Origin of the sequence: Streptomyces sp. NPDC059696, assembly GCF_042733745.1 — a bacterium.
Taxonomy (GTDB): domain Bacteria; phylum Actinomycetota; class Actinomycetes; order Streptomycetales; family Streptomycetaceae; genus Streptomyces.
Genome location: NZ_JBHWFG010000024.1, coordinates 1 through 24,889 on the forward strand (window position 1 = coordinate 1; position 24,889 = coordinate 24,889).

Consider the following 24,889-nt stretch of genomic DNA (forward strand, 5'->3'; position numbering starts at 1 on the left):
TGGGGTGTCCCCCCGGGGGGGGGGGGGGGGGGGGGGGGGGGGGGGGGGGGGGGGGGGGGGGGCGGGCGGCCCGCCACGGGGTGCGGCCCCCCAGACCGGCACGACTTCCGCTTGAGCGACTCATATGAGGTTCTGCCGACGGGGTTTCCGCACCGCACAGGCATCGTTAGGCACGGCGTCCGAATTCCCCGCCGGTGACGACAGTCGCCGAAGAAAGGATTCACGATGAAGTCCCTGAAGGCCGCCGCCGTCGTCGCCGGTTCCCTCGTCGTCGCCGGTGCCGCCGCACCCGCGCACGCCGACTACGACCCCGCCCACGTCACCCCCACCAGCCTCAACGGCGCCGTCAACGCGCTCACCAGGGAGCCCATCGACCCGATGCCGCTCAAGCACCAGTCCAACGCGCTCGACACCGAGAACAAGGACTCGATGCTCAGCACCGTCAAGCAGGCGACCACGCAGCTCAACTCGAACGGCGGGCTCCTCGGCGGTCTTCCGCTGCCGAAGTGACCCCGCCCGCACCGGCCCGGGCGCGCACGGCGGGCGCCGGCCGGGCGTTCGCCCTGCTGCTCGTGGGCACGGGAGCGGCCGGGCTGCTGGCGTCCTGGATCATCACCCTCGACGAGTTCAAGCTGCTGAAGGACCCGGACTTCACGCCCGGCTGCAGTCTGAACCCGGTGGTGTCCTGCGGCAGCGTCATGAAGAGCGACCAGGCCGAGGTCTTCGGATTCCCCAACCCGATGCTGGGCCTGGCCTCCTACGGCGTCGTGATCTGCGTCGGCACGAGCCTGCTGGCCGGGGCCCGCTTCCCCCGCTGGTACTGGCTCGCCTTCGACGCCGGATGCCTGTTCGGCGTGGGGTTCGTGACGTGGCTGCAGTTCGAGTCGCTGTACCGGATCAACGCGCTGTGCCTGTGGTGCTGCCTGGCCTGGGCCGCGACGATCCTCCTGTTCTGGTACGTGACGTCGTTCGCCGTACGGCAGGAGTTCCTGCCGGCGCCCGGGGCGGTGCGCCGGTTCCTCGACGAGTTCGCCTGGGTGCCGCCGGTGCTGCACCTCGGCGTCGTCGGCATGCTGGTCCTCACGCGCTGGTGGGACTTCTGGACGGGCTGAGCGGCACCCCGCCCCCGGGGGACCGGTCCGTCGTATTACTGCGGCAGTCGGGGGAATTGTGCGCTCGTGCGGTTCCCCGGCTCGTTACTCGGTACGCACGCTGAGCCCCCGACACGCGAAAGGGACCGTACCCCAGATGAAGTCGACCACCCGAGGAACCCTCGCCGCAGTGATCACGTGTGTGGCGGCCGCGGCCGGTGCCGCCGCCGCGACCCCCGCCGCCGCGGTCGGCACGGTCCCGGTCCCCCTGCCGCTGGGCGGCGCCGAGAAGGCACTCGGCATGGAACTGCCCGAGGTCACCGGGGAGCTCCCCGTGCCGCTGCCGGGCTCGCCCGAGGGCCCCCGCTATGTCGAGGGCCGGCTCCTCCCCGAGCGCGCCGTCCCGCAGCTGCCCCTCCACGGCGGACTGCCCGGCGCCGATGTGCGCGCACCCCTGCCGCACCTCCTCGGCACCGGTTTCGACCACATCGGCGTCGACGCCCCCGCCTCCGACCTGCGGACGCTCGCCCCCGGCGTCTCGGTCGACGCGCCGCTCACCTCCCCCACCGCGGACGGCTTCGGCCTGCCCCAGGCGAAGCTCCCGCAGGTGGGCCTGCTGGCCCCGCTCGTGCAGACGGTACCCACCGCCGACCTGGGCGTGGGCCCCGGCCTGTAGGACGTCGAGTCGTACCGGGTGTGCTCGTGTGGCCCCCGCGGTGGTGACCGCGGGGGCCTTCGGGCTGTTACCGCTACGACAACCCGAGCGGAACGAGGAGCGCGACATGGTCGTAGGCGTAGGCGGAGTACCGGTGGGAGCGGCGGGCGACGGCGAGGCCAGAGGCAGCAGGCGGGGCGTGCTGCGCGGCCTGGTGGCCGCGGCGGCCGGCGCCGCCCTCACCCCCGTGGCCCTGGCCGCCTGGCCCGACGAGACCGACGGCAGGAACACGGACGTGTGGGCCGACGACGGCATGTTCGAGGAGACCTACCGGGGCCGCCGCATCCGAGGCGTCCCGCTCACCTCCCCGGAGCAGCGGGCCGGTGACGCGGACTGGCACGTCACCGTGGACGGCCGGCCCCTGCACCTGATGCGCCGCGCCGACGGCAGCTGGCTGAGCATGGTCGACCACTACCGCTCCTACCCCACCCCCCTGGCGGCGACCCGCGCGGCCGTCGACGAACTGGGCCCGGGGCAGCACCTGCGCGACCTGCCCGGCCACGGCCCGGGCCACCTGGACGGGGGAGCCCATGGTGTACACGCGTAAGGACGTCAGCACCCTCACCCGTACCGAGAAACGCCGGTTCGTGAAGGCGCTGCTGGAGGTGAAGCGGCGCGGCGAGTACGACGAGTTCGTACGAACGCACATCGAGTACTACACCTCCGACGGCGAGGACGGCCTGCGCACCGCCCACATGGCGCCGTCCTTCCTGCCCTGGCACCGGCAGTTCCTGCTGGACCTGGAGAAGGCGCTGCGCCGGGTCGACTCGTCGGTGTCCGTGCCGTACTGGGACTGGACGCGCGACCGCACGACCACGTCCGCGCCCTGGACCGCGGACCTCCTCGGCGGCACCGGACGGCGCTCCGACCGCCAGGTGATGACCGGGCCGTTCGCCTACGCGGAGGGCAACTGGACCATCAAGGAGGGCGTCACCGACGAGGAGTTCCTCACCCGGGACCTGGGCCGCTCCCGCGACCCGATCCAGCTGCCCACCAAGACCGAACTCGAACGGGCCCTGAAGGACCCGCTCTACGACGCCTCCCCCTGGGACTCCACGGCGGCGAAGGGCTTCCGCAACAAGCTGGAGGGCTGGGGGAGCGGGCGGGGCAGCGCCTCCTGGCAGAACCACAACCGGGTGCACCGCTGGGTCGGGGGCGCCATGGTCGGCGGCGCCTCCGTCAACGACCCGGTGTTCTGGCTGCACCACGCCTTCGTCGACCTGGTGTGGTCCCGCTGGCAGCGGCGCCACCGCGAACACCGCTACCTGCCCGCGAAGCCGCCCGCCCGCGGCAGCGCGCAGTACCGGCGGATCGTGGCGAGACACGAGAAGCTGCCGCCGTGGGACGTGACGCCGGATCAGCTGGAGGATCACGGGCGGATCTACCGCTACGCGTGAGTCCTGCGGACGCGAGCACCGATGCGTGAGCCGTGGCTCCCTGGCCTCGGCGCTGCCGGGTATCGGCGCTCCCGGGTTTCGGCGCGCGTGGGCCGTGGCGCACGGGCCTCGGTGCTTGCGGGCCTCGGTGCTCACGGGTATCGGCGCATACGGGCGTCGGCGCTTGCGGACGTCGGTGCTCGCGGGTGTCGGTGCTCGCCGGGTGTCGGTGCTCGCCGGGTATCGGCTGCACGAGGAGAGCCCCGGCGCTCGAGGTGCCGGGGCTCTCCGTGCGTGCACGGGTGTCGCGTGCGATCAGTGGCCGTACCCGTAGCCACCCGGGTGGCCCTTGTGCTCGCTCTTGTTCTCGCACTCGTTGCCGAACGCGGGGTTCAGCAGACCGATCACGTTGACGGTGTTGCCGCACAGGTTGACGGGGATGTGGACCGGGACCTGGACGACGTTGCCCGAGAGGACGCCCGGCGACCCGACGGCCGTGCCCTGGGCACCCGCGTCGGCCAGGGCCAGGCCGGCCCCGCTGATGACCACGGCACCGGTGCCGAGCGCGACACCGGCTGCCTTCGCGATGCGAGACATCACGTTCTCCTTCTGACTCGGTGAGCACGCCGGCAGGTGGCGCCGCCGTGCTCACCGTTCAACGCGCCCGTGCACGGGTGGTCACGGCGATCATGGCCGGATCACCCGTCTTGGAGGGGCACGCACGCCATATGGGTCGTCCGGCGCCCGGATGCCCGTGCGACGGTCAGGGGAGCCGCCGCACGGGCGCCCCGTCGAGGAACGCGCGGATGTCCTCGACGGCCTGGCCGTAGTACGTCGCGTAGTTCGAGCGGGAGACGTAGCCGAGGTGCGGAGTGGCGAGGAGCCGGGGCGCCGTCCGCATCGGGTGGTCGGCGGGAAGGGGCTCGATGTCGAAGACGTCGACGCCGGCGCCGGCGATACGGCCCGCACGCAGGGTGTCGAGGAGGGCGTCCTGGTCGACGATCGCCGCGCGTGAGGTGTTGACCAGGTAGGCGGTGGGTTTGAGGAGGGCGAGTTCGGCGGGGCCCAGCAGGCCGCGGGTGCGGTCGCCGAGGGCGAGGTGGACGGAGACGAAGTCGCTGGTGGCGAGCAGGTCTTCCTTGGAGGGGGCGAGTTCGACGCCGACGTCGTCGGCGCGCTCGCGGGTGAGGTTCTGGCTCCAGGCCGTGACCCGCATGCCGAAGGCGAGCCCGACGTGCGCGACCCGGCTGCCGATCTTCCCCAGGCCGAGCAGCCCGAGGCGGCGGCCGTGCAGATCGGCACCGACGGTGCTCTGCCAGGGGCCGCCGGAGCGCAGGGCGTTGCTCTCCTCGACGATGCCGCGGGCCAGACCGAGCAGCAGGGCCCAGGTCAGTTCGACCGGCGGGGTGGAGGAACTGGCCGTGCCGCACACCGTGACGCCGTGGGCCTCGGCGGCCGCGTAGTCGATCACGGAGTTCCGCATGCCGGAGGCGACGATCAGTTTCAGCCGGGGCAGGCGGGCGATGAGCGACCCGGGGAAGGGCACGCGTTCGCGCAGGGTGACGACGATGTCGAAGTCGGCCAGGGCGGCGACGAGGTCGTCCTCCCGGTCGAGATGCCGGTCGAACGGGACGACCTCCACGTCGCCGGCGACCACGTCCCAGTCGGCGACCTCGGTCGCGACCTTCTGAAAGTCGTCCAGCACAGCACATCGCAGCCGCACGGCGTGCCCCTTTCACGACGCGGGGTCCGGTGAGAGGACCATGATCGCGCGTGGGGGGAGGGGAGGGAAGGGGGGTGGGGGGAGGGCGGCGCACGTGAGCTGGTCCGCGGCCGACGAAGGCCGATGCACGCCACGGCACCAGCCCAGGTGGCCGAGTGGGCCGGGAGTAGCGTTGCCGTGCTCCTGGCGACCACGCCCAATGCGTCGAGGGTTTGCTGCACGGCGGCTGGAGGCCGCGGGCGATCTGCCGCACGTGCCTGGCGCCGGCTGATCCGTCGCCGAGTTCGAAACCCCGGTGACAGCCGGCCAAGCGCTTAGAAGGTGCGCGGGCCTGAGTGATGCGCTCACCTGCGTGTTCGCACGTCGTCCACGAACGGAGATCCTCAAAGCGCTTGCTGTCAATTCCGGGATCCCTGCTCGATGGCGTCTCGGGTAGCGAAGGCGTGTGTCGTCGGCCGGAGCCAGGGCGCGTTCGGCAGCGGTGACACCGGAGCAACCACACCGTGAGGTATTTAGGTACCATGGCGGCGGAGGTGTGTTGACGATGACGACGGCGCCGAAGCCAGTACGCCAGTCCCCGCTGAAGGTGGACCCGGCGACGGACAAGTTGATCAGCCAGGGCGCTCATTTCCTGGGGCTGACGAAGAAGGACCTTGTGGCCGAGGCGGTCCGGGCGTATCTGGAGCAGCGTCGCGAGGATCTGCGGTCCGGCATGGTGGAGGCGCTCAGTGTGCTGGACGGCTCGCTGAAGTCGGATGTGATGCTGCTGACCGGGCTGACCGCGGAGGAGATCGACGCGGTCGGGGGAATCGAGGAATGAGCGGACCTGGCTCGCTGCGCCCGGCCCGCCCGACGCTGCGCTGCTTACGCGAGGATTTGTGCCTCGCGGTGCCGCCGGTCACGGTGCCGCTGGACGAGGTCGATCACCCGGTGCTGGCCAAGGTGTCCGAGCAGTTCGCGGACGAGGACGGCAAGCACGAACGCATTCGGTCAGTGGACGACCATGTGCTGTTCAAGGTCAAGGTGCAGCGGTGGCGCGGCGCGGTATGGCTGGACGCCGACCTGCCGTGGCTGGTCGCGGCGGGTCGGCGCGAGGACGGCTCGGGCGATGACTTCTATGCGGCCCTTGAGGCCGGCGGCCGCGCCGCCCGGGCTCGCTACAACGCGGAACGTCGCGACGGCCTGAAGACCGCGACGCACACGGCTCACCTCCTGCCCGCTCGCGAGGACCATGTCCGTTATCGCGCCGAGGCCGGTGTCCGCTTCATGCGTCGCCTGCGGGCGACTCTGCTGGACCTGGCGCACGCCACGCTGCGAGACGGCCGTGAGCACACACGCGAGTTCGACACCTTCACCCTTGGCCTCCAGGTGCGGGCGGACGACGGCCACGCGACCTACCTCGCCGTCCGGATCACTGGCTCCGTACCGCCGAACCTGACCGTGCTGATCCTGCGCAACGTCCCCGGCTGTGAGGCTGAGGGCTGGTATCCGGAGTACGCCCTGCCCGAGCGGGACCTGCTCCCGGCCGAACAGGCCTGGTCCAACCTCATGGACCCACGCGCGGCCGCCCAGGTGCTGGAGGAGGACGGGTAGCCAGGTATCTGTCAGCTCGCACTGCAACCTGGATCTCGGGCACGCATCCACGACTGTGGACAGTCAAGGCGCTTGCTCTCGCAGCGATGTGCACCCGGACGTCAAAGAACCCCTCACGCGTTTCCGCAGGGGAGAGGGTATGTGCGCCCCCGGCAGGACTCGAACCTGCGGCCAAGCGCTTAGAAGGCGCCTGCTCTATCCACTGAGCTACGGGGGCCGGGTGTGGTGGCCTCTGTCGTGGTGCCCTGGTGTGGGCCGATCCGTGACGTTGCCGGGGACAAGGATAGGGCTCCCGCGTCCTTGTCCCTGTTGCTTCGCCTCCGTGGCTCGATGTGGAGGTTCGGTGAAGCGGTCCTGATAATCGCAGGCAGGTACGAATCGTGCACCGCTTTTGGCGTCACAGGCATCGGGTGTTGTGCACTCGTTATGCCTGGAGTGGACCTCTGTCCCACTCGCCCCTTCCGTCCCTTGTGTTCCGTCGGCGCGCAGACATGCTCATATGCTTCAGAATTCCCCTAAAATTGGGCATTCTTCACATGTGGTGACCTTGGACGTACGGCCTCAGCTGCTCGACGCACTCTCCGCCCTGCGCGACCGTGTCGCCGCCGCACGCTTCCCGCTGCCCCTGGCGGGGGCCCCACGCGCGCGTGCCAACCGCGACGAGCTCCTCGCGCAGCTCGACGACTACTTGGTGCCCCGCTTGCGGGAGCCCGAAGCGCCGCTTCTGGCCGTCGTGGGCGGGTCCACCGGAGCCGGGAAATCGACGCTCGTGAACTCCCTCGTGGGACGGCGCGTCAGCGAGGCGGGCGTGCTGCGGCCGACGACACGCACCCCCGTGCTGGTCTGCCATCCGGAGGACCACCACTGGTTCAGCGGCATGCGGGTGCTGCCCGATCTCACCCGCGTGTGGGTGCCCCAGCAGGAGTCCACCGACGACCTGCTGCTCCCCGGCGAGAACCCCGCGCGCGTGCTGCGCGTCGAGACCGCCGACACGCTGCCGCCCGGCCTCGCCCTCCTCGACGCCCCCGACATCGACTCCCTGGTCGCCGACAACCGGGTCCTGGCCGCCGAACTCATCTGCGCCGCCGACATCTGGGTCATGGTCACCACCGCCGCCCGCTACGCCGACGCCGTCCCCTGGCACATGCTGCGCACCGCCAAGGAGTACGACGTCACCCTGGTGACCGTGCTCGACCGTGTGCCCCACCAGGTCGTGCACGAGGTGTCACGCCAGTACGGTGCCCTGCTCACCAAGGCCGGGCTCGGCGAAGTGCCCCGCTTCACCGTGCCCGAACTCCCCGAGTCCGCCTGGGGCGGCGGGCTCCTGCCGGCCTCCGCCGTCGCCCAGCTGCGCACCTGGCTGATCCACCAGGCCCAGGACCCCGCGGCCCGCCAGCAGGTCCTCGCCCGTACGGCCTACGGCGTCCTCGATTCCCTCAAGTCCCGCATGCCCGAACTGGCCGGTGCCGCCGCCGCGCAGTACGCCGCCGCCCTGCGTCTCACCTCCGCCGTCGAAGGGGCGTACGACAGCGAGCACGCGCGCGTGCGGGGCCGGTTGCAGAGCGGGGCGGTCCTCGCCGGGGACGCGCTCAAGCGGTGGCGCGCCTTTCCCCTGGACTGCACCGCTGGTGAACTGCTCGACGCGCTCGTGGAGAGCCTCGCCGCGCTGCTGCTGTGCGCCGTCACCGCCGCCGACGAGCGCGTCGACGACGCCTGGCGGCGCGAACCGGCGTCCGCCGCCCCGGAACTCGCCGCACGCGAGACCGGCGCGGACAGCGCCGAGCACCGCATCGGACTCGCCGTACGGCGATGGCGGCGCGAGCTCGAGGAACACGCCGAGGACGAGGTGCGCGAACTCGACCGCAACCTCGCACCCGACCCCGAACTGGTCGCCGCCCTGGTCGCCACCTCCCTGCTGGGCGGCCGCCGGGGCCGCACGGCCGGGGAGGGACTCGCCGAGCGGATCGGCGCCCACGGCGCGCTGCGGCTGCGCGACCGGGCCGGGCGGCTGCTCACCGAGCACGTCGACCGCGTCCTGCACGCCGAACGCGAGCGCCGCCTCGCCCCGCTCGACGCGCTGGACGTCCACCCCGAGCCCCAGGCCGAACTCATCGCCGCGCTGTCCGTACTGCAGAAGGAGAGGTGACCGGTGACCGCCGTCACTGACCAGGACCCCACCGAGCACTCCGACCAGCCGGACGACGACGCCCACAAGGCGGGCAGAGCAGCCGGCCGGGGCACGCCGGACGGCGAGCGTGCGGCCCGTACCGACTCCGCTGAGGCCTGGGACGACGGGCTCATCGCACGCCGGGTCAACGAGACCGCCGAAGGAGGCCGCTTCCCCGTGACGGACAGCCGCTGCGCCGCCCCGCCGACGGTGACCCCGCTGACGTACGAGGGGCCGCTGCGCGCCCGGCTCGAAGCGCTGCGCGAACTGGTGGGGCTCTCCCGTACCCGGCTCGACAGCCGGACGCTGTCGGAGGCCGGCCGGGTGCTCGACGAGGCGACCGCGCGGCGCAGACTGTCCGGGCAGCACACCGTCGTGGCCATCGCGGGCGCCACCGGAAGCGGCAAGTCACAGCTGTTCAACGCGCTCGCCGGGGTGACCATCTCGGAGACGGGCGTACGCCGTCCCACCACCGCGGCGCCCATCGCGTGCAGTTGGAGCGACGGCGCGGCCGGCCTCATCGAGCGGCTCGGCATCCCGCCCCGGCTGCGCCGCCGGCCGCTGCCGACCGGGGACGGCGAATCGCCCCTGCGCGGCCTCGTCCTGATCGACCTGCCCGACCACGACTCCGCCGCCGTGCAGCACCGCAGGCACGTGGACCGCATCCTGGGGCTGGTCGACGCGGTCATCTGGGTGGTCGACCCGGAGAAGTACGCCGACGCCGTCCTCCACGAGCGCTACCTGCGGCCGATGGCGGCGCACGCCGAGGTCATGTTCGTCGTCCTCAACCAGATCGACCGGCTGCCCGGGGAGGCCGCCGAGCAGGTCCTCGACGATCTGCGGCGGCTCCTGGACGAGGACGGCATCGCCCTCGGGGAGTACGGCGAACCGGGCACGACCGTGCTCGCGCTGTCCGCCCTCACCGGTGACGGCATGGGCGAACTGCGCGAGGCCCTCGGCCAGTTCGTCTCCGAGCGCGGAGCGCCGAACCGTCGTATCTCGGCCGACGTGGACATGGCCGCGGCCCGGTTGTGGCCCGTCTACGCCACCCAGCGGCGGACCGGGCTGAGCGAACAGGCCCGGGAGGAGTTCTCCGACCGGCTCGCGGACGCGGTGGGCGCCACGGCGGCGGGCGAAGCGGCCGAACGGGCGTGGCTGCGCAACGCCAACCGCGCCTGCGGCACGCCCTGGCTGCGGTTGTGGCGCTGGTACCAGGACCGGGGCGAGCCCACCACGGGACGGCTCCCCTCACGCACGCAGGCCGACGAGGAGGCCACCGCCCGTCAGCGGGTCGAACAGGCGGTGCGGACCGTCGCCGACCGGGCGTCGGCCGGGCTGCCCGCGCCCTGGGCGCAGGCCGTGCGCGAGGCCGCCGTCCGCGGTGCGCAGGGACTGCCCGAGGCGCTGGACGAACTGACCGTGCGGGCGGGGGTTCCGGCGGGGCGGCCGCCGCGGCCCGGGTGGTGGCCGTTGGCCGTGCTGATCCAGGCGTCCATGACGATCGTGCAGTTCCTGGGCGGGCTGTGGCTGCTGGGCCAGATCATCGGGGTCATGGCGCCGAATCTGGGGGTGCCGGTGCTGCTGATGGTGATCGGCATCGTGGGCGGCCCGCTCATCGAGTGGAGCTGCCGGATGGCGGCCCGCGGCCCGGCCCGGCGCTACGGCCTGGAGGCGGAACGCCGATTGCGGGAGGCCGCGTCCGGCTGCGGCAGGGCCCGGGTGCTGGACCCGGTGGCGGCGGAGCTGTTGCGGTACCGGGAGGTCCGGGAGCAGTTCGGGAGGGTGGTGGGAGCGGGGCGCTGACGCCCCTGCCCCCCGCCCCCGCCCAGGCCCGGGTCACTCGTGTGGGTGGCGGCGTTGTCCACAGGCCGGGGGTGGTCCACAGCGCTCAGCGGGCCCGGCCCGGCGGCGGCAGTCTGGAAGACGCAGCCGTACGGGACGGGCCCGTACGCGTGTCGGCCCGGCGCGTTGCCGCAGGCCGGGCGAGGGAGGTTCGCGATGAACGAGACGATGGTCTGCGCGGTCGGCAGGGTGGCGACGCAGCCGGTGTACCGGGAGATGGCGTCCGGTCCGTCGGCGAGGTTCCGGCTGGCGGTGACCGCGCGCTACTGGGACCGCGAGAAGAACACGTGGACCGACGGGCACACCAACTTCTTCACGGTGTGGGCCAACCGCCAGCTGGCCACGAACACGGCGGCGTCGTTGACGGTCGGCGAGCCCGTCATCGTGCAGGGCAGGCTGAAGGTGCGGACCGACGTGCGCGAGGGGCAGAGCTGGACGTCGGCGGACATCGACGCCGTCGCGATCGGTCACGATCTGGCGTGGGGCACCGCTGCCTTCAGGCGGGCGGCCAAGGCGGACGTCACCCCGTCGCCGGCCCCGCCCGAGCCCAACTGGGAGACACCGCCCGAGGGTTCGGCAGGTCCGCCCCAACCCCACGTGACAGCACCCGCTCTGACGTAACGTCAGTCACCTGGTGACTCTGTCCGAAGTGCGGCTTATCGACGAATGCGCACCGATGGCCAGGGGTGGATTTGTCGATAAGCCCTGCTCGCAGCGGATCTTGGCGATAACGATTCCGAGTCGGATCACTCGTCCGACCGTCTGACCGGCGGGCGGCGTCCCCCGCGTCCCTAGGATGCCGGACATGGCTCTCGGGACACTTGTGTCCGATGAGGCCTCTGATTCTGCAGGTGGGACCGTCCCCCCACGTCAACGGGTCCTGCTCGAAGGGGAATTTGGTGTTTGCTTCGTTCTCTGAGCTGTTCGTCCACCGGCGAGGCGCGGCCCGCCTCGCCACCGCGACCGTGGTGTCCGGGCTCGTCGCCGCCGGCGGGCTGACCGGCGCCGGCCGGGCGGTCGCCGACGAGACGACGCAGAGTCAGGGCGGGGCGGCCGCGACGATAGGCGGCCTCAAGACGTTCGGCGCGGCGGTGATACACGCCGGCACCGGCGACCAGGAGATCCCGGCGGGCCTGTTCGAGATGTCCGTCGACGGCGGCGGCATGCTGCAGACGTACTGCGTCGATCTCCACAGCCCCACGCAGCGGGACGCCAAGTACCACGAGACGCCCTGGAGCAGCACGTCCCTGGGTGCCAACAAGGACTCCGGCAAGATCCGCTGGATCCTGCAGAACTCCTACCCGCAGGTGAACGACCTCGCGACCCTGGCGCGCAAGGCGGGCGTCCGGGGCCCGCTGACCGAGCAGGACGCGGCGGCCGGTACGCAGGTCGCGATCTGGCGCTACTCGGACGAGGTAGCCGTCGACGCCCTCGACCCGCAGGCCGAGCAGCTCGCGGACTACCTGGAGAAGCACGCCCGCACCCTGCCCGAGCCCCGGGCCTCCCTCACCCTCGATCCTCCCGCGGTCTCCGGCCGGCCGGGGGAGCTGCTCGGGCCGGTGACCGTGCGCACCACCGCCGGCAGCGTGACGGTCAGCCCGCCCGCGGACGCCGCCACCAGCGGGGTGCGGGTCGTCGACAAGCAGGGCAAGGCCGTCACCTCCACCGTCGACGGTGGCCAGGTCTTCTTCGACGTTCCGGAGGACGCGGCGGCCGGCACGGCGGAGCTGACCGTGCAGGCCTCGACCACTGTGCCGGTCGGCCGGGCCTTCGCCTCCGAGAGCCGCAGCCAGACGCAGATCCTGGCCGGTTCCAGCGAGTCGACGGTGTCCGCGGCGGCCGGGGCGACGTGGGCGAAGCAGGGCCCGGTCCCGGCGGTGTCGGCGGCGAAGAACTGCGCCGAGGGCGGCGTCGACATCATCGCGTCCAACAAGGGCGACGAGCCGTACACCTTCGAGCTGGCCGGGCTCCGGCACACCGTCGCCGCGGGCGAGACCCGCACGGTGACGGTCCCGCTCCAGGAGGACCAGTCCTACGACTTCACGATTCACGGTCCCGGCGGCTTCGAGAAGCGCTTCACCGGCCTGCTGGACTGCCTGACCCGCGGCAGTGACACCGGCACCACCACGCAGACCCTGAGCGAACCGAGCCCGGCGACGGTGGGCGGCACGGCCGCGGACACCAACCTCGCCGAGACCGGCGGCTCCGCGATAACGCCCATGATCGCGGGTGTGGCCATCGGCTTGGTCGTGATCGGCGGGGCGACGCTGATCGTGCTGCGCCGAAGGGAGCAGACGGCGGGGGAGTGACCAGGGCGAACGCCGTTCGCTTCCGCCGGGTCCCCGGTCCGGCCGCGGCGCGGGTCAGGCGGCGAGAGGCACGTGCGCTCCCTCTGCCGGGATCTGGTAGTGAGCCCAGATCTGGTTCACCTCGTGCTGGTAGTAGAGCGGATACAGACCGGCCACGATGAAGAGGATGACGCCGATCCAGGGGTTGCACTCCTGCTCCATCCCCGCGGACCGCTCCATACGGGCGATGCGCAGACCGGTGTTGTACACCGAGATGAAGGGGGGAACGATCAGCAGCCAGCCGAGGGTGATGGCCACGACCGCCATGGCCGGATTGACCTCGATCCGGCTGTCGAAGTCCCTGGCCTCCCGGTTGATCTTGTAGTACCAGACCAGGTGATAGATGCCCAGCGTGATCAGCGGCCAAATCAGCCAGACGAGAAATATGTTGCGGGTTTTCCCCACGCGACCTGACATGACACACCTCCCATATGTCCAGTTCATCACGGTCGGGAGTGGGGCGCGCGGGGTGAGATCGAAGGCCTGACGGGATGAGACCGAAGACCTGAGGCGCAGGTCAGAGGGTCGCGGTCAGCCGAGCGATCACCACCGGGCCGGCCCCGGGCCGTCGCTGGGCCGTGCGAGGGTGACCGAGGTCCGTCAACGGTGATGGGCGAAGACGGGCGAGCCTCCGCCGTCCCTCGCAAAGAACGAGGTCAGCCGCCCCCCGTCATACGCGTTTCCACCCAGGGGTGGCGGTACGGCAAGATGGGGTGTATCTGCCCACTGCCAGTTTCAAGCTGCCGGACGGTTTCTCTTGGCTGAGTTCATTTACACCATGCGCAAGGCGCGCAAAGCGCACGGCGACAAGGTGATCCTCGACGACGTGACGACGAGCTTCCTGCCGGGGGCGAAGATCGGCGTCGTCGGCCCGAACGGCGCCGGCAAGTCGACGATCCTGAAGATCATGGCCGGCATCGAGCAGCCGTCCAACGGGGACGCCTTCCTCACGCCCGGTTACACGGTCGGCATCCTGCTCCAGGAGCCCCCGCTGACCGAGGACAAGACGGTCCTGGAGAACGTCCAGGAGGGCGTCGCCGGGATCAAGGGCAAGCTCGACCGGTTCAACGAGATCGCCGAGCAGATGGCGACCGACTACACCGACGCGCTCATGGAGGAGATGGGCAAGCTCCAGGAGGACCTCGACCACGCCAACGCGTGGGACCTGGACGCCCAGCTGGAGCAGGCCATGGACGCCCTGGGCTGCCCGCCCGGCGACTGGCCCGTCACCAACCTGTCCGGTGGTGAGCGCCGCCGCGTCGCGCTGTGCAAGCTGCTGCTGGAGCAGCCCGACCTGCTGCTGCTCGACGAGCCCACCAACCACCTCGACGCCGAGTCGGTGAACTGGCTGGAGCAGCACCTCGCCAAGTACCCCGGCACCGTCGTCGCGGTCACCCACGACCGGTACTTCCTCGACAACGTCGCCCAGTGGATCTGCGAGGTCGACCGCGGTCGCCTCTACCCCTACGAGGGCAACTACTCGAAGTACCTGGAGACCAAGGCCGCCCGCCTCAAGGTCGAGGGCCAGAAGGACGCCAAGCGGCAGAAGCGGCTCAAGGAAGAGCTGGAGTGGGTGCGGTCCAACGCCAAGGGGCGTCAGGCCAAGTCCAAGGCGCGTCTGGCCCGCTACGAGGAGATGGCCGCCGAGGCCGACAAGATGCGGAAGCTGGACTTCGAGGAGATCCAGATCCCGCCGGGCCCGCGCCTGGGCAACGTCGTCGTCGAGGTCAGCAACCTCACCAAGGGCTTCGGCGAGAAGCTGCTCATCGACGACCTCAGCTTCACGCTGCCGCGCAACGGCATCGTCGGCATCATCGGCCCGAACGGCGCCGGCAAGACCACCCTGTTCAAGATGATCCAGGGCATCGAGGAGCCGGACTCCGGCGCCATCAAGGTCGGCGACACCGTCAAGATCTCCTACGTCGACCAGAGCCGCGAGAACATCGACCCCAAGAAGACGCTGTGGGCCGTCGTCAGCGACGAGCTCGACTACATCAACGTCGGCCAGGTCGAGATGCCGTCCCGCGCCTACGTCTCCGCGTTCGGGTTCAAGGGCCCGGACCAGCAGAAGCCGGCCGGCGTGCTCTCCGGCGGTGAGCGCAACCGGCTGAACCTCGCGCTCACCCTCAAGCAGGGCGGCAACCTGCTGCTCCTCGACGAGCCGACCAACGACCTCGACGTCGAGACGCTCTCCAGCCTGGAGAACGCGCTGCTGGAGTTCCCCGGCTGCGCCGTCGTCGTCTCCCACGACCGGTGGTTCCTGGACCGCGTCGCCACGCACATCCTCGCCTACGAGGGCGAGTCCAAGTGGTTCTGGTTCGAGGGCAACTTCGAGTCGTACGAGAAGAACAAGATCGAGCGGCTCGGCCCGGACGCCGCCCGTCCGCACCGCGCCACCTACAAGAAGCTGACCCGGGGCTGATCGATCTTGCGGCACATCTACCGCTGCCCGCTGCGCTGGGCGGACATGGACGCGTACGGCCACGTCAACAACGTGGTGTTCCTCCGCTACCTGGAGGAGGCCCGTATCGACTTCCTGTTCCGCCCGGAGAAGGACTTCAAGCAGGGGTCCGTGGTGGCACGCCATGAGATCGACTACAAGCGGCAGCTCGTCCACCGGCACCACCCGGTCGACATCGAGCTGTGGGTCACCGAGATAAGGGCCGCGTCCTTCACCCTCACCTACGAGGTGAAGGACGGCGACCAGGTCTACGTGCGGGCGTCGACGGTGATCGTGCCGTTCGACTTCGAGGCCCAGCGCCCGCGCCGGATCACCGCGGAGGAGCGGGAGTTCCTGCGCGAGTACATGGATGACACCGAGGAGGAGGCCGTCGCCGCATGACGGTGCTCCACCTCGCCGACGAGGGGGAGGCGGCGGATCTCGCCGCCTTCCTCTCCCGGCTGCTCCACTACGACCGTGGGGCCGCGGTGCGTCTGCAGGCCGCGGGCACCGCACTGGCCGTCTTCGGGCGGCCGCCGTCCTTCGAGGTGCTCGCCGTGCGGGCGGTGCGGCTGGCGAAGCCGTACGAGAAGGGCCTGGAGGTCACGCTGGACGTGACCGTGTCCGCCGGGGAGTTCCTGGAGACGGTGGACGAGACGGCCTGCACGGCCGTCGTGCCGAGCGCGGTGACCGGGCCGCCGTGGGCGGGTGTGCTGCCGCCCCGGAGCGGCTGGCGGGCCGAGCCGGGACTGCCGGCGCCGGACGCGCTGCGTGAGCTCGTGGCCGCCGTCGTCGCCGAATTCCGTTCCCGCACGCGGGAGTTGTCCCCCGAGGGGCGGACGCGGGCCGAGCTGGACCGGATCGGGCGGGACGTCTGGTCCCGTACCGTCGGGGACACCCGGCTGCCCGTCCGGGCCGTGCACGCGGCGCACTCCCTCGGCTTCCTGCGGCCCGGGGTGCCGCCCGCGCTGTTCTCGTCGGGCGCGTGGCTGAGGCTGCGCACGCCGTACGGGTCCGTCGCCGTACGCCGCGCCGGGCTTGGGGCCCTGGACGTCAGCGTCCGCTGAGCGGCGCCCTTCCCCGTCCGCGCGCGGTGGGAGTCAGCCCGCGGTGTTGACCATCGAGGCCGCCGCGTACGTCAGGTACTTCCACAGCGTGTGCTCGTGCTCCTCGGACAGGCCGAGTTCCTCGACGGCGACCCGCATGTGCTTCAGCCACGCGTCGTGCGCCGCCCGGTCGACCGTGAAGGGCGCGTGCCGCATCCGCAGCCGGGGGTGGCCGCGGTTGTCGCTGTACGTCGTGGGGCCGCCCCAGTACTGGATGAGGAACAGCGCGAGGCGCTCCTCGGCCGGGCCCAGGTCCTCCTCGGGGTACATGGGCCGCAGCAGCGGGTCCTCGGCGACTCCCTCGTAGAAACGGTGGACGAGCCGACGGAAGGTCTCCTCACCGCCGACCTGCTCGTAGAAGGTCTGCTCCTGAAGCGTGCCGCGCCGAATCTCATTCACGCGATCCATGGTCTCAGACGCCGCGGCATAGGACTCAAGCCCTAGGACCCGGCTCTCCTGCCAGGACGCTGCCCCTACTGTGGAGACATGGGCGGCTACGCACCCGGCAGTGAACTCGACGGCCTCGCCGCCGCCGCGCGGGCGGCGCTCGTGGAGCGGATCGAGGCGAGCGGGGCCTGGTCCGGCGATCCGGCCTGGCGCGAGGCCTTCGCGGCCGTCCCGCGGCACCTCTTCGTGCCGTACTACTACGTCGGTGCCGCCCGCGGCTACGAACGCCGGTGGGGCGAGAGCGCCGACCCCGGGGCGCGGGAGCGGTGGCTGCGCGGCGCCTACGAGGACACCCCGCTGGCCACCCGGCTGCGCGACGGCGAGCTGCTGTCCTCCAGCAGCCAGCCGTCGCTGATGGCGGACATGCTGGCCGCGCTGGAGGTGCGGGACGGCCACACGGTCCTGGAGATCGGCGCCGGGACCGGCTACAACGCGGCGCTGCTGGCGCACCGGCTGGGCGACGACAAGGTCACCACCGTCGACCTCGACCCGGAGATCACCGAGTCGGCCCGCCGGCACCTGGCGGCCGCCGGGTACCACCCGGTCGTCGTCACCGGCGACGGCGCCCGGGGCGTGCCCGAGCGCGCTCCGTTCGACCGGATCATCGCCACCTGCGCCCTGGGCGGCGTCCCGCGCGCCTGGGTGGCCCAGAGCCGCCCCAGGGGCCGGATCCTCATGCCGCTGGCCACCGGGCTGATCCTGCTGACGGTGACCGGCGCGGGGCGCGCCGAGGGACGCTTCCTGCACACGCCCGCCTACTTCGTGCCGCTGCGCGGCGCCGGTCGGCCGGGGGGCGAGCCGACGCAGTTGGGCGGGGTGCCGCACCGGGCCCGGGAGGACGACCTCTTCCGGTTCCTGCTGGCCCTGACCCGGGGCAGCCTGGACCCGCAGGAGGCCCACGCGCTGTGGGAGCAGGAGGGCAGACCGCAGCGCGAGCGCTACGGCATCACGGTCGGCGAGGAGGCGGAGTGGGCCTGGCTGGACGACCCGGAGGGGCCGTACGCCTGGCCCCTCCCGTCGTGAACGACCTCACCGAACGCCCGGTGAGCGGTCTCAGCCGCGGCGGATCGTGATCGTCGTCCAGGCGCCCACGTGCACCCGGTCGCCGTCCTGGAGCGGCACGGGGACGAAGGGCTGGATCGGTTCGTCCGAGCCGTTGACCGTCGTGCCGTTCGTCGAGTTCTGGTCGACGACCGCCCAGCTGCCGTCCGGCTGCTGGACCAGCACCGCGTGCTGGTGCGAGACGCCCGGGTCCTCCGGCGGTGTCGACAGGTCGATGTCGGGGGTGTCGCCGGTGGAGTGCCGGCGGCGGCCGATCGTGAGCTGGTTGCCGGTGAGGGTGCGCTGCTGCTCGGGCGAGTACGCGGGCAGGTTGAGGCCCGCCGCCTCGGGGCCGGAGCGCTGCATCATCGCCATGAAGTAGTCACGGTCCGGGCCGATGGTCGCGGTCCACGTCGCCGGTCCCTGCGGCGCCTGGGGCTGCTGCGGGAAGCCGCCGGGGCCGGGCGGGGCCTGGGTCGCGCCGGGCTGCGGGTAGCCGTAGCCGCCCTGGCCGGGACCACCGGGGCCGCCCTGGCCGCCCGGGCCGGACGTCGGCGGGGAGATCACCCAGTCGTCGTCACCGCCGCCGAAGGACGGGCCGCCCTGCTGCGGGGGCCGCTGGGTCTCCTGGGGGAACCCGGGCGGGGCCGGCGGAGCGGACGGGTGGAACGCCTGCGGGGCACCGGGCCCACCGGGACCGGGCGGGGTCGGCCGCGAGGGGTCGCCACCGAAGCCACCGGGACCACCGGGGCCACCGGGACCACCAGGGCCGCCGGGACGTCCCGGACCGCCGGGTCCACCTGGGCCGCCTGGGCCGGAGGGGCCGCCGAAGGCACCGGGGCCGCCCGGGCCGCCGGGGCCGGGCTGGGTCTGCGCGGGGCCGGGCTGCGGGTAGCCGTAGCCGCCGCCCTGCGGACCGCCGGGACCGCCGGGGCCGGGGCGGCCGGGCGGGTCGCCGAACGGCGGGATCGGCTCGGCCGGGCGGTTCACCTGGGACGGGCGGGAGCCCTGGTACTCGTAGGAGTCACCGCCGCCGTACGACGGACCGGGCGGGCCCTGCCGGCCCGGCGGCGGGAAGTGCGACCCGGGTCCGGACGGCGGGGCCGCGGGGGTGTACGACGTCGCCGTGTTCGTCAGGAAGTTCCACCGGCACTCCTCGCAGAACGGCGCGCCGCCCTCGCGGGGCGTACGGCACTGCGGGCAGAGCTCCGGCTCGGCGTTCGGCACGGCGGACAGGTGCGGCGGGCGTCCACCGGGCTGGCCGCCGGGACCCTGCGGGCCCCCCTGGCCGGCGGAGGGCGGGAAGCCGTAGCCGCCGGGCGGCGGCGGGGGAGGAGGCGGAGGCACGGCACCCGCCATGCGGTGACCGCAGACCTCGCACCAGTCGTCGGAACCCGACTGGTGTCCGTTCGGGCAGGTCGGCATGTCGGCGCGTCCCTCCTTCGATCTCTTCCAGGTCACTTCTTGACACGAACGGTCTTGGTGGAACGAGTTTCGAGCGTCATCTCGTCAGCCTCCGCGACCTTCGCCTTAAGTCGCACAGTACCGGTCGCGGCATCGACCACGTCCACCACCTTCGCAAGCAGTTTCGCAGTATCGGCGTTCCCGGAGGCACTCGCGAGCTGAACGGCCCGGCCCAGTTTGGCCGTTGCTCCATCCATATTGCCCGACTTGCGAAGATCCAGGCCTTGTTGGATGACTTGTGCCAGTTCGGCCTGCCCGGTGTAGTGGGCGACCTGAGGGTTGATCGACGTCGAGGCGACCATGTCGTCCGTCCACACCGCCCGCACCAGACCCTGCGCGCCGAGGTTGTGGACGCTGCCGTCGGGCTGCGGAACGACCAGCGAGATCCGGGCCGCCAGCATCTCCTGCCCGATGTGCGCGACCGGGACCTGGACGCAGACGTGGTAGTCCCGCGACTCGTCTCCCCAGGAACCAAGGGGGTAGTCGCCGGCGCGCGGGCCCGCCTCGGTGCGCCGGCCGGTCAGTTCCTCGACCGTCGGCGCGACCTGTTTGACGAACTTCACGGTCGTGCCGACCGGGGTCCACAGCCGCAGCGAGACGTCCGCGACCTCCTTGCCCATCGCCGTCTCCATCATCTGCGTGAAGTCGGCGGCGAGCGCGGCCGGGTCGGCGACGATGTCGGCGGTGCCGAGCAGGGCGGAGGCGATCCCTGTGACTTCTTTCACTTCCCAGTCGGTGCCCACGCCGCGCGCGTCACACGTGAAGCGCCCGGCGCACGCGTCGAGCGCGGCCTTGAGGTCCTGGGGTGACTCGTGCTCGTTGCGGCCGTCGGTGAGCAGGATGCCGTGCCGGATCGCGACGTCCGCGGAGGACAGCAGGCGGTCGGCCAGCTTCAGCCAGGTGCCGATGGCCGTGCCGCCGCCCGCGCTGAGCGAGCGCAAAGCCTGCTTGGCCTGCTCCCGGGTGGTGGCGTCGGCGACGGCGACGCGGCCGCCGCCCGGGTAGATCTCCTTCGCGACGTGCGTTCCGCCGATCACCGCGAAGTGCACGCCGTCGCGCAGGGTGTCGATCGCCGCGGCGGTGGCGTCGCGGGCGTTGCGCATCTTGGCCGGCGGGTAGTCCATCGACCCCGAGCAGTCGACCATGATCGCCACGGCCGCCGACGGGCCCTGGCCGGGCGCGTAGAGGTGGGGGGCCGCGACCGCGCTGCCGATCGTGCCGCCGCCGGTCGCCGTCACCGTGACGATGGCGTTGACCTCGCCGGCCCCCTCCGGCAGGTACTCGTTCTGGTAGACGTCCACCGAGAACTGGGGCACGTTCGACTTCGAGAAGTTGGCCATGCCTGCTTCGATCCCCCTTCAAAGCCCCCGCCGAGGCGGGGTGATGACGGTAGGCGGACCGGTCCCCTCCGGTCCGCCGAGGCGTCCCCGTACGTGGCCTCAGGCCGATCCTGCCCCCTGGGGCACGGCCGGGAACGGCACGAGCGCCACTGTTACGTTGTCGTGGCCCCCGCCGTCCAGGGCGTGACCGACGAGCACCCGGGCGCTGTGCAGCGGATGCGCGCTCGCGTCGAGGGGGACGACCCGGGCCATCTCCTCGGCCGCCTCCGCGTAGTTCCACAGGCCGTCCGTGCAGACCACGACCACACCGGGCCGGTCCGGCTTGAACGCGGCGGTGTGCGGCTCCAGCTCGTAGGCGTCGGCGCCGAGCCAGCCGGTGATCGCGTGGGCGCGTTCGTCGGCGTAGGCCTCCGCCTCGTTCATCAGGCCCGCGGCGACCATCTGCGCGGCCCAGGAGTCGTCCTCGGTGAGCCGGGCGGGGGGAGCGCTCCGGTCGACCGGCACCCAGTAGGCGCGGCTGTCGCCGACCCAGCCGACGATCAGCAGGCCCGAGGTCACCACGGCGCCGACGATGGTGCACGCCGGGGCGTTCTGGTGCGGGGCCTGCTCGCGGGCCGTGGCCGGTTCCGCGGCGAGCGAGTTGACGGCACGGGAGGCCGCGAGGATCGCGTCGTGCATCGCCTGCTGCGGGTGCGCGCCGCGCGGCAGGGCCGCCAGCAACGTGTCACCCGCCGCCTTGGACGCCGCCGCGGAGGCGTCGTCGGGGCGGGTCGCCGAGGAGACGCCGTCGCAGACGATCGCGACGGAGGCGGGCGAGCCGTCGGGCAGCGTGGTGGTGCCGACGGCGAACGCGTCCTCGTTGCGGTGGTGGCGCAGACCGCGGTCGCTGACCGCGGCCACCGGGCCGGACTCCTGCTCCATGTGGTCCCGTTCGCGCGGCTGGGCGTGGCCGCAGTTCTCGCAGTAGCCGTCGTCGTCCACGCGGCCGGCCCGGCAGGCGACGCAGACCTTGCCGCCGGCGCCCGCGGCCTGGGCCGCCGGCTCGGCGGACACCCGTGGGTCCGGTGCCTGGAGGAGGTACTCGTCGGGCTGTGTCTGGTAGATCTCCGGCGACGCGGCGGGCTCGTCGGGCCGCGGCGGCCGGTCGAAGCGCACGCCCCCGGCCCCGGCCGGCGGGGCGCCCGGCGGGCAGGGCGCCTCCGGCGGCAGGGGGGAGCCGCCCGAGTCGGTGCCCGGCAGGTCCGACGGCAGGTGCGCCGCCTCAGGGGCACCCGCGCCGTCCGGTCCGGGAGCGGGCCAGGCCGCGCCGGCGGGGGGCGCCGACGGGGGCTCGGGGTACGCGCCGGGCCCAGTGCCCTGGGCGGGCACCGAGCCGTTCAGGGCGATGGTGGGGTTGTCCTGCGGCCGTTCCGGCACGGCGGACAGGTCGTATCCGCACGCGCCGCAGAAACGGTCACCCGATTCGAGGGGTTCCTCGCAACTCGGGCAGGCGGACAACCGGGGCATCTGCGACATCAACTACACCCACGTCCGGGGGCGGTAACGATTGGCACGTTCCACCAGGTCGATCCTCTCCTCGCCGCCCCGCGCCAGCCGGGCCAGCATGCGGTACGAGCGTTCCAGACCGAAACGCAGGCCCCGCTCGTCCAGGCCGCTGCCGAGCAGCGTCCGTCCCCCGGCGGCGGGAGGGGCGGAACCCTGGCCCCCGGAGAGTACCCAGTCCAGCGCGCAACCGAGGACTTCGGCCGACAACCGCTCCCGGCGCGCCGGGTCCAGACCGTACGCCTCCAGTGCCTCGACCTGCGCGGCGGCCGCCGTCAGATCCCCGAGGAACGCCGCGTCGGCGGCGGTCGGAGTGCGCTGCCGCAGCCGCGCGCGGACGGCCGCGACCCGCGCGGCCGTGTAGTGGATGGACGACTCCGGGACCGACTCCAGCGTCCGTACGGCACCGTGCCGGTCCCCGGTCGCCAACTGGACGCGGGCCAGGCCGAACGCGGCGCTCACATGGCTCGGGTCGGTGGACCACACCAGCCGGTAGTACTCGGCGGCGTTGTCGAGCTGGCCCAGCACCTCCGCGCACAGGCCGAGCGCTAGCTTGGGCGCGATCTCGCCCGGGAAGGCGTCGTAGATCGCGTCGAAGGCGAGCGCGGCGCCCTCGTCGTCGCCCGTCACCAGGGCCGCCACGCCCCGGTACCAGACCACCCGCCAGTCGTCGGGCCGCTCACCCTCCAGCGCGACCAGTTCCCGCAGCGCCGCAGCCGGGTCCCCGGTCTCCAGCCAGGCCCGGATCTGCCGCAGCCGCGTCTCGATCGACGGGGCCGGGGCGGCCGCCAGCGCACCGAGCAGCTCCCCCGGTGCCGAGGTCATCAGGCCGGCCAGGAAACCGGCGTTGGGGTCGGTCGGGTCGACGCGCGGGACGGGCAGGGAGAAGGCGGCGGCCGGGGTGTCGACGGGTCTGACGAGGCCGTGCGGGCCCTCGGGACCCCGCGGGGGCGCCAGGACGGCCGCAGCGCCGGTGCCCGCCCGGGCGGGGCCCACCCGCGCCCCCAGCCGGGACACCTCGCCGTCCAGCCGCGGGAACAACTCGGTGTCCGTCACCCGCAGTTCCGGACCGAACAGCGTGGACAGGGCAGGGCGGGCGCGGCCCGTCTGGAGGGAGACCACCTCCCGCAGGACGCCCGTCAGCTGCTCGGTCATCTCCTGCGCGGAGGCGAACCGGCGCGCCGGGTCGGGATCCGTGGCGCGCACCAGGAGCCGGTAGAACGACTCGTACTGCCGGAACACCTCGATGTGGTCCGGGTCGGGCAGCGAGTCGGCGTAGACGTTCGTGTAGCCCTGGAAGTCGAAGGTCATGACCGCCAGGGTCCGGGCGACCGTGTACAGGTCGCTCGCCACCGACGGGCCCGCCTCGGCCACCTCCGGGGCCTGGTAGCCGACCGTGCCGTAGATGGCCGACTCCTCGTCGTCCATCCGGCGCACCGCGCCCATGTCGATCAGCTTCAGCTGGTCCTCGGTCTGGATGGCGTTGTCGACCTTGAAGTCGCAGTACAGCAGGTTCCGGCTGTGCAGGTGCCCGAGCGCCTCCAGCGCCTCGATGCCGTACGCGCAGGCCTGCTCCACCGGCAGCGGGTCGCGTCTGCCCTGCGGGGTGCGGCGGGCGTTGGCGATCTCCTTGAGGGACTTGCCGCCGACGTACTCCATGACGATGTAGCCGTCGAGCGAACCCGTGCGCTGGTCCAGGTGCTCCACGAAGTTGTAGATCCGGACGATGTTGGCGTGCTCGATCTCCGCGAGGAACCGCCGCTCGGAGATCGCCGCCGCCATCGCGTCCTGGTCGCCCGTGTCCAGCAGGCCCTTGAGGACCACCCAGCGGTCCGAGACCGCCCGGTCGACGGCGAGGTAGATCCAGCCGAGACCGCCGTGCGCCAGGCAGCCGACCACCTCGTACTGGCCGTGCACCACGTCGCCGGACCTCAGCTTCGGCACGAAGGAGTACGGGTGGCCGCACTTGGTGCAGAACCCCTCCGTGCGCCCGGGCCGGTCGCCGCGCGCCCGGCCCACCGGGGCGCCGCAGTCCGAGCGCGAGCAGAACCGCTTGCGCTCGGGCACCTCCGGGTTGTCCAGGACCATCTCGCGCGGGTCGGGCCGCGGGATCGGCGGTACCTGCACCAGCCCGGCGCCCAGCCGGCCACGCGATCCGGAACCGGCGGTCGATCCGGAGCTGCGCACCGACACCGAGCGGCCCGTCGACTTTCCCGACAGGGACCGCGACAGACGCCCCGACACCGAGCGGCGGGACTTCGACGACTGCGACGAGGTGCGCGAACTGCGGCCGCTGGAGCGCGAACTGCCACTCCCGGCCGACCCGCGCGAGCCGCCCCTGCCTCCGGCGGTGACGCCGGTGGGCGGCGAACCGACCATCCCGTTCGCCGCGACGACCGGGGCCAGACCGCAGGTGTCGCAGTACAGTTCGCCGCCGCCCATGTCCTCGTACGCGCCGTCGCAGCCGGGGCGCTGGCAGGCGCGCGGCGAACCGGCCGTACCGTTCGCCGCGACGACGGGGGCCAGGCCGCAGGTGTCGCAGTACAGTTCGCCGCCGCCCATGTCCTCGTACGCGCCGTCGCAGCCGGGGCGCCGGCAGGCGCGCGGCGGCGCGCCGGCGGGCTCCTGCGGTGCCTGCGTCATGGAATCCCCCT

General features: G+C 72.4%; 23 protein-coding genes and 1 tRNA gene. 15 read left to right on the forward strand and 9 right to left on the reverse strand.

Going from position 1 to position 24,889, the window contains the following annotated elements:
• The first annotated feature begins 225 nt into the window (after positions 1-225).
• The 5 genes from ACFV20_RS24615 to ACFV20_RS24635 all read left to right on the forward strand — a co-directional run bounded on the left by ACFV20_RS24615 (position 226) and on the right by ACFV20_RS24635 (position 3,203).
• On the forward strand, positions 226-510 hold the full coding sequence (locus ACFV20_RS24615) for a hypothetical protein (protein ID WP_385659752.1): 285 nt from the start codon (positions 226-228) through the stop codon (positions 508-510).
• A complete protein-coding gene (locus ACFV20_RS24620; protein ID WP_385659754.1) occupies positions 507-1,112 on the forward strand; it encodes a vitamin K epoxide reductase family protein in 606 nt (201 codons plus the stop codon). Before ACFV20_RS24615 ends, ACFV20_RS24620 begins: the two co-directional genes overlap by 4 nt.
• A gap of 136 nt (positions 1,113-1,248) precedes the next feature.
• Complete coding sequence (locus tag ACFV20_RS24625) at positions 1,249-1,767, forward strand: hypothetical protein (protein ID WP_385659756.1); 519 nt, start codon at positions 1,249-1,251, stop codon at positions 1,765-1,767.
• 106 nt (positions 1,768-1,873) lie between these two features.
• Positions 1,874-2,353: a tyrosinase cofactor gene (locus tag ACFV20_RS24630; RefSeq protein ID WP_385659757.1), complete on the forward strand. Its 480-nt coding sequence runs from the start codon at positions 1,874-1,876 to the stop codon at positions 2,351-2,353.
• Complete coding sequence (locus tag ACFV20_RS24635; RefSeq protein WP_385659759.1) at positions 2,337-3,203, forward strand: tyrosinase family protein; 867 nt, start codon at positions 2,337-2,339, stop codon at positions 3,201-3,203. Before ACFV20_RS24630 ends, ACFV20_RS24635 begins: the two co-directional genes overlap by 17 nt.
• 294 nt (positions 3,204-3,497) lie before the next feature.
• Here ACFV20_RS24635 and ACFV20_RS24640 read toward each other — a convergent pair whose 3' ends face one another.
• Both ACFV20_RS24640 and ACFV20_RS24645 read right to left on the reverse strand, forming a co-directional pair.
• The gene (locus ACFV20_RS24640; RefSeq protein WP_385659761.1) at positions 3,498-3,779 is read right to left on the reverse strand and encodes a chaplin; all 282 of its coding nucleotides are present in this window, start codon (positions 3,777-3,779) and stop codon (positions 3,498-3,500) included.
• Positions 3,780-3,945: 166 nt separating this feature from the next.
• Positions 3,946-4,905 carry a D-2-hydroxyacid dehydrogenase family protein gene (locus tag ACFV20_RS24645; RefSeq protein ID WP_385659763.1) on the reverse strand — a complete coding sequence of 320 codons (960 nt, stop codon included), beginning with the start codon at positions 4,903-4,905 and terminating at the stop codon, positions 3,946-3,948.
• A 544-nt stretch (positions 4,906-5,449) separates the two neighbouring features.
• Here ACFV20_RS24645 and ACFV20_RS24650 point away from each other — a divergent pair.
• Together ACFV20_RS24650 and ACFV20_RS24655 are read left to right on the forward strand one after the other, a co-directional pair.
• Positions 5,450-5,725, forward strand: coding sequence for a hypothetical protein (locus ACFV20_RS24650; RefSeq protein WP_385659765.1), 276 nt, complete (start codon positions 5,450-5,452; stop codon positions 5,723-5,725).
• Complete coding sequence (locus ACFV20_RS24655) at positions 5,722-6,498, forward strand: hypothetical protein (RefSeq protein WP_385659767.1); 777 nt, start codon at positions 5,722-5,724, stop codon at positions 6,496-6,498. Before ACFV20_RS24650 ends, ACFV20_RS24655 begins: the two co-directional genes overlap by 4 nt.
• A gap of 144 nt (positions 6,499-6,642) precedes the next feature.
• On the opposite strand, the gene ACFV20_RS24660 is transcribed toward ACFV20_RS24655, so the two are convergent.
• Positions 6,643-6,715 (reverse strand) — tRNA-Arg (locus tag ACFV20_RS24660).
• A gap of 321 nt (positions 6,716-7,036) precedes the next feature.
• On the opposite strand from ACFV20_RS24660, the gene ACFV20_RS24665 reads away from it, so the two are divergent.
• The 4 genes from ACFV20_RS24665 to ACFV20_RS24680 all read left to right on the forward strand — a co-directional run bounded on the left by ACFV20_RS24665 (position 7,037) and on the right by ACFV20_RS24680 (position 12,816).
• Positions 7,037-8,644: a dynamin family protein gene (locus ACFV20_RS24665; RefSeq protein WP_385659769.1), complete on the forward strand. Its 1,608-nt coding sequence runs from the start codon at positions 7,037-7,039 to the stop codon at positions 8,642-8,644.
• A gap of 3 nt (positions 8,645-8,647) precedes the next feature.
• Positions 8,648-10,468 (forward strand): YfjP family GTPase, encoded by a 1,821-nt coding sequence (locus ACFV20_RS24670; protein WP_385659771.1) that lies wholly within the window; start codon positions 8,648-8,650, stop codon positions 10,466-10,468.
• Between the two features lie 195 nt (positions 10,469-10,663).
• Complete coding sequence (locus ACFV20_RS24675; protein ID WP_385659773.1) at positions 10,664-11,128, forward strand: single-stranded DNA-binding protein; 465 nt, start codon at positions 10,664-10,666, stop codon at positions 11,126-11,128.
• Between the two features lie 278 nt (positions 11,129-11,406).
• The gene (locus ACFV20_RS24680) at positions 11,407-12,816 is read left to right on the forward strand and encodes a Cys-Gln thioester bond-forming surface protein (RefSeq protein WP_385659774.1); all 1,410 of its coding nucleotides are present in this window, start codon (positions 11,407-11,409) and stop codon (positions 12,814-12,816) included.
• Positions 12,817-12,870: 54 nt separating this feature from the next.
• On the opposite strand, the gene ACFV20_RS24685 is transcribed toward ACFV20_RS24680, so the two are convergent.
• The gene (locus ACFV20_RS24685; RefSeq protein ID WP_385659776.1) at positions 12,871-13,272 is read right to left on the reverse strand and encodes a DUF4234 domain-containing protein; all 402 of its coding nucleotides are present in this window, start codon (positions 13,270-13,272) and stop codon (positions 12,871-12,873) included.
• 340 nt (positions 13,273-13,612) lie between these two features.
• On the opposite strand from ACFV20_RS24685, the gene ettA reads away from it, so the two are divergent.
• From ettA to ACFV20_RS24700, 3 genes are read left to right on the forward strand one after another with little or no spacing between them, the layout of a single operon-like run.
• A complete protein-coding gene (gene ettA, locus ACFV20_RS24690; RefSeq protein ID WP_234847448.1) occupies positions 13,613-15,277 on the forward strand; it encodes an energy-dependent translational throttle protein EttA in 1,665 nt (554 codons plus the stop codon).
• 6 nt (positions 15,278-15,283) lie between these two features.
• Positions 15,284-15,697, forward strand: coding sequence for an acyl-CoA thioesterase (locus ACFV20_RS24695; RefSeq protein ID WP_385659777.1), 414 nt, complete (start codon positions 15,284-15,286; stop codon positions 15,695-15,697).
• Positions 15,694-16,362, forward strand: coding sequence for a hypothetical protein (locus ACFV20_RS24700; protein WP_385659778.1), 669 nt, complete (start codon positions 15,694-15,696; stop codon positions 16,360-16,362). The genes ACFV20_RS24695 and ACFV20_RS24700 overlap by 4 nt, the downstream gene beginning before the upstream one ends.
• 33 nt (positions 16,363-16,395) lie before the next feature.
• On the opposite strand, the gene ACFV20_RS24705 is transcribed toward ACFV20_RS24700, so the two are convergent.
• Positions 16,396-16,809, reverse strand: a complete 414-nt coding sequence (locus tag ACFV20_RS24705) for a globin (RefSeq protein WP_234847451.1) — start codon at positions 16,807-16,809, stop codon at positions 16,396-16,398.
• A 78-nt stretch (positions 16,810-16,887) separates the two neighbouring features.
• Here ACFV20_RS24705 and ACFV20_RS24710 point away from each other — a divergent pair, with 78 nt between their 5' ends.
• Positions 16,888-17,871, forward strand: coding sequence for a methyltransferase domain-containing protein (locus ACFV20_RS24710; RefSeq protein ID WP_385659780.1), 984 nt, complete (start codon positions 16,888-16,890; stop codon positions 17,869-17,871).
• A 30-nt stretch (positions 17,872-17,901) separates the two neighbouring features.
• Here the strand turns inward: ACFV20_RS24710 and ACFV20_RS24715 are convergent, their stop codons facing one another.
• The 4 genes from ACFV20_RS24715 to ACFV20_RS24730 form a co-directional block, all read right to left on the reverse strand.
• Entirely contained in the window at positions 17,902-19,314 is a 1,413-nt protein-coding gene (locus ACFV20_RS24715; protein ID WP_385659781.1) for an FHA domain-containing protein, read from the reverse strand.
• A 32-nt stretch (positions 19,315-19,346) separates the two neighbouring features.
• A complete protein-coding gene (locus ACFV20_RS24720; RefSeq protein WP_385659783.1) occupies positions 19,347-20,693 on the reverse strand; it encodes a VWA domain-containing protein in 1,347 nt (448 codons plus the stop codon).
• 99 nt (positions 20,694-20,792) lie between these two features.
• Complete coding sequence (locus ACFV20_RS24725; RefSeq protein ID WP_385659784.1) at positions 20,793-22,208, reverse strand: PP2C family serine/threonine-protein phosphatase; 1,416 nt, start codon at positions 22,206-22,208, stop codon at positions 20,793-20,795.
• Between the two features lie 3 nt (positions 22,209-22,211).
• Entirely contained in the window at positions 22,212-24,878 is a 2,667-nt protein-coding gene (locus tag ACFV20_RS24730; RefSeq protein ID WP_385659785.1) for a tetratricopeptide repeat protein, read from the reverse strand.
• Positions 24,879-24,889: the final 11 nt, after the last annotated feature.